Origin of the sequence: Streptomyces sp. adm13(2018), from assembly GCF_008042145.1 — a bacterium.
Classification (GTDB): domain Bacteria; phylum Actinomycetota; class Actinomycetes; order Streptomycetales; family Streptomycetaceae; genus Streptomyces.
Genome location: NZ_RDBH01000162.1, coordinates 1 through 3,292, shown reverse-complemented (window position 1 = coordinate 3,292; position 3,292 = coordinate 1). Strand labels below are relative to the sequence as shown.

The window sequence follows — 3,292 nt, the reverse complement described above, 5'->3', positions numbered from 1 at the left end:
CCCCGGCGGACGGTCGGAGGTGTCATCCCTTCGGTCTTTCTCTGGATGACCGTCGGTCGGCCGACGCCCCGGCCGACCGACGGCCGGATTGCGGGTACTCGGTCCCACCTGCGGGAACACCCGCTCCACACCGTTGCGGACCGGCGTGCGGCTGAGGATCCGGACCCCCTCTTCCGGGCGCAACGGCGTGCTGGAGACCAGCTGTTGGGTCACCCACTGTCCGCCGTCCCCCTGTACGCGCCGCTCGTGCACGTACCCCTCGGTCATGAGCTGCCGCTTGGCCTTGTAGAACGCACATGCCCCGATCCCGGCGCGCTTGGCCGAGTCCGAGAGGGTTTCCCGGGCGTGGGCGGGGAGAGAGAGCTGCCAGGTGAGCAGGCGCGTGGCATCGGAGCCGAGCCGGGGGTGCCTGATGATCTCGTGGGAGAACTGGCTGAAGGCGCGCGAGGGCGCGATAAAGTGCCGATAGATCACGGGTGGGTGCTTTCCACTGGTGGTTCAGGCCCTCGCGACGGGTTCCAGCCGTCGTCGGGGGCCGCTTTGCTGCGAACGTAATGCACGCGCATATGCCGAAACCGACACACAGGGTGAAGACCCCCCGTACGAGTGGCGATCGGTCACGGAAGCTGACGACTTCGTTGCGTGTCGTCCCTCCGCGCGGGTGACGTGCTGATCACGCGCACGGCTCCGCGCGGCGTCAGGCTCGCCCGCTCCTCCGGACTCGCCGTCCAGCACTCCTCCGCCGCCGCCTCCCAGAGGTAGCCGCTGGGACGGACCAGCGTCAGCAGACCCCCGTGCACGGACCGCACTTGCCCGGTGAGCGCGCGCTGCGCGTCGGTCACGACGTCGCCGATCCGGTACCTCATGGGGCGTCCCGTCGGGCGTCGCGGAGCAGGGCGGTCAGCCGCTTCGCGCCGGTCACGCCGACGACCCCGAGCCCGTACCGGTGGACGTCGCCGCCGGCCGAGCGCGTCACGTCCCGGTAGAGGCCGTTGGTGGGGAGCCCGGCGGTGTCCATGGCGGCCTTGAGGTCGCGGAACACCTGCGCCGCCTCGGGTTCGGAGACCGGGCGGATGGGAGGTGGGGTGGGGGGCGTGCGCATGGCGGGCTCTCTTTCTGATGGATCTCCTCAGGACCGCCTCCACGATCGCGCGTACCGCCCTACGCTCACCAGGAGTTGAGCTCCCGACGTGCAGGTGAGGAACGAGGCATATGCCAGGAGCGAAGGAACTGGACCCCGGAGACAGCGTCGAGCAGTACCTCGGCAACGTAGTGCGCGAGGCGCGTTTGGCCCTGGGACGGGAGTGGACCCAGGCGTACGTCGGGGGGAAGGTCTTCAGCAGCGGGAGCCGTCTCTCCGCGATCGAGCTGGGTGAGGACCCGCCGGACCGTGACCTCGCCAGGAAGCTGGAGGTGGTTCTCAGCCTCCTCCCCGGAACCCTCGTGAACCTCGTGAAGATCCTCAACGAGCAGAACGTGCGGGACTACGCGAAGACCTACATGCGCCGGCAGCTCGAAGCCACCGCCATGCACGAGTTCTCCATCATCGTGCCCGGTCTGCTGCAGACCGGGGGCTATGCGCGGGCGATGATGGGCGCGGGTCTCGCGGGCGACTCGGCTCAGATCGGCGACTACGTGCGGAGGCGGCTTGAACGCCAGTCCATCCTCGACCGGCCCGACCCGCCGTGGATGATGATCGTCCTCGACGAGGCCTGCCTGCGCCGTGACATGGGGGGCGGCCAAGTGATGCGCGAGCAGATCGAGCACCTTCTCGCCCTGTGCGAACGCCCCCACGTGAACATTCAGGTGCTCCCCATGAAGGGTGAACCGGTGGCTGGTTCCGTCGCGCTCCTCACCCTCCCCAAGGGGGAGCGCGGGGCCTACACGGAGGGATTCAGTACGGGCAACTACACAGAGGAACCAGCCGAGGTGATGCGTTTCCAACGTGTCTATGATCTGCTGCAACAGGGTGCCCTGGGCGTCCGGGCATCCCTTGAACTGATGCGCGCGATCGCGAAGGAACACGATGACTGAGACCTCGCCGAACTGGCACACGAGCACGTACAGCGGCAACGACAACGACGCCTGCATCGAGGTCGCCGACAACGCCCCCAGCGTCATCCGCGTCCGCGACACCAAGGACCACGCCAAGGGCGAGCTCACCGCCACCCCCGCCGCCTGGACCGCCTTCACCGCCTTCGCGCGGGCCCACGCCGTCTGACCTACTGCACGCTCCACCGCGCCGGATGTCCCGGATCCGTCGGGCAGGTGAAGACGTTCAGTTCGCCGTGGTTGCCGGCGACGACGGCGGTCGGCAGGGCCGCCGGGTGGGGGCGCAGGCCCCGTTCCTCCAGCGGGGTCCAACTCCCGCTGCCGCCGTCCCACTCGGACGAGTCGACGGTCAGCAGCAGGTCCATCGGCGTCGCGCAGTTCGCGCAGTCCATCGCGTACGGGTCCGTCGCGTGCCAGGACGCGTACCCGCCGGCCCGCCAGCCCGGCGGGATCGACAGGTCGTACTGGTAGCCGACGGGGTGGTCCTCTTCCTCGTCGTCCTCCCGTTCCTCCGCCTCCTCCTCCAGCGCCTCCTCCCACGCGTGGATCCGTTCGCACAGCTCCTCCGGCAGCAGCCCCGCGAAGGGGTACGTGGCCACCTGCTCCGGGTGCAGCACGCACGGCTCCGGTATGTACCCCTCGTAGCCGACGACCTCCGGCAGCGGCGGCGACGTCAGGACGTCGACCACCTCCGCCGCCCTCCGCCGGCGCACGTCCAGCGACATCCCGTAGCCGGTGGGGCCGTGGGCGTCGAACGGGCACCAGAAGACCTGGAGCAGGTCGGCGCCGTCCGGTCCCGCCGGAAGGTCCGGGACGTCCTTCGCGTACAGCTGCGCCAGGCCGATCATCGGCACCGGGTCGTTCTCACCCGCCCCCGGCACCCGGTGCTCGCGTTCCAGTTCCCCGACGAGACGCCGTTCCTCCTCCGTCAGGCCCTCGTACGGCTCCCGCGCGTACGCCGCCGCCATCACCCCGCGCTTGCGGTGGATGTCCCCGGGCCGCCGCCCGCGCCCACGTTCGTGGGCCTCCGTGCACACCGGCCACGGTTCGTCCGCGGGCCACAGCATCGGCCCGCCGACCGAGCTGTCCGACACGCCCGGACGCCCCGGCCGCGGATGCAGACGGGTGGTCGTGCCCCGGTGGGCGGCCAGCTCCGGGAAGAGCGCTTCGACGTCGAGCGGACGCGGCGGCGTGGTTCTCGTCATGGGGTGACCCTAGGGGCCGCCCCTCCGGCCCCCAC

At 70.3% G+C, this 3,292-nt stretch carries 5 protein-coding genes and 1 pseudogene; 2 read left to right on the top strand and 4 right to left on the bottom strand.

Features of this window, described 5'->3' with window-relative positions; all coding sequences use genetic code 11:
- The 3 genes and pseudogenes from EAO70_RS38330 to EAO70_RS35025 all read right to left on the bottom strand — a co-directional run.
- Positions 1–474, bottom strand: a pseudogene (locus EAO70_RS38330) (hypothetical protein); the annotation flags it as partial.
- A gap of 143 nt (positions 475–617) precedes the next feature.
- Entirely contained in the window at positions 618–866 is a 249-nt protein-coding gene (locus EAO70_RS35030) for a hypothetical protein (RefSeq protein ID WP_148006851.1), read from the bottom strand.
- Positions 863–1,102, bottom strand: coding sequence for a hypothetical protein (locus tag EAO70_RS35025; protein ID WP_148006850.1), 240 nt, complete (start codon positions 1,100–1,102; stop codon positions 863–865). Before EAO70_RS35025 ends, EAO70_RS35030 begins: the two co-directional genes overlap by 4 nt.
- A 110-nt stretch (positions 1,103–1,212) precedes the next feature.
- Between EAO70_RS35025 and EAO70_RS35020 the strand changes: the two genes are divergently transcribed.
- Positions 1,213–2,034 (top strand): helix-turn-helix transcriptional regulator, encoded by an 822-nt coding sequence (locus EAO70_RS35020; protein ID WP_148006849.1) that lies wholly within the window; start codon positions 1,213–1,215, stop codon positions 2,032–2,034.
- The gene (locus EAO70_RS35015) at positions 2,027–2,221 is read left to right on the top strand and encodes a DUF397 domain-containing protein (protein WP_148006848.1); all 195 of its coding nucleotides are present in this window, start codon (positions 2,027–2,029) and stop codon (positions 2,219–2,221) included. The genes EAO70_RS35020 and EAO70_RS35015 overlap by 8 nt, the downstream gene beginning before the upstream one ends.
- A gap of 1 nt (position 2,222) precedes the next feature.
- On the opposite strand, the gene EAO70_RS35010 is transcribed toward EAO70_RS35015, so the two are convergent.
- Positions 2,223–3,257, bottom strand: a complete 1,035-nt coding sequence (locus EAO70_RS35010; RefSeq protein WP_148006847.1) for a DUF1963 domain-containing protein — start codon at positions 3,255–3,257, stop codon at positions 2,223–2,225.
- Positions 3,258–3,292 lie beyond the last annotated feature (35 nt).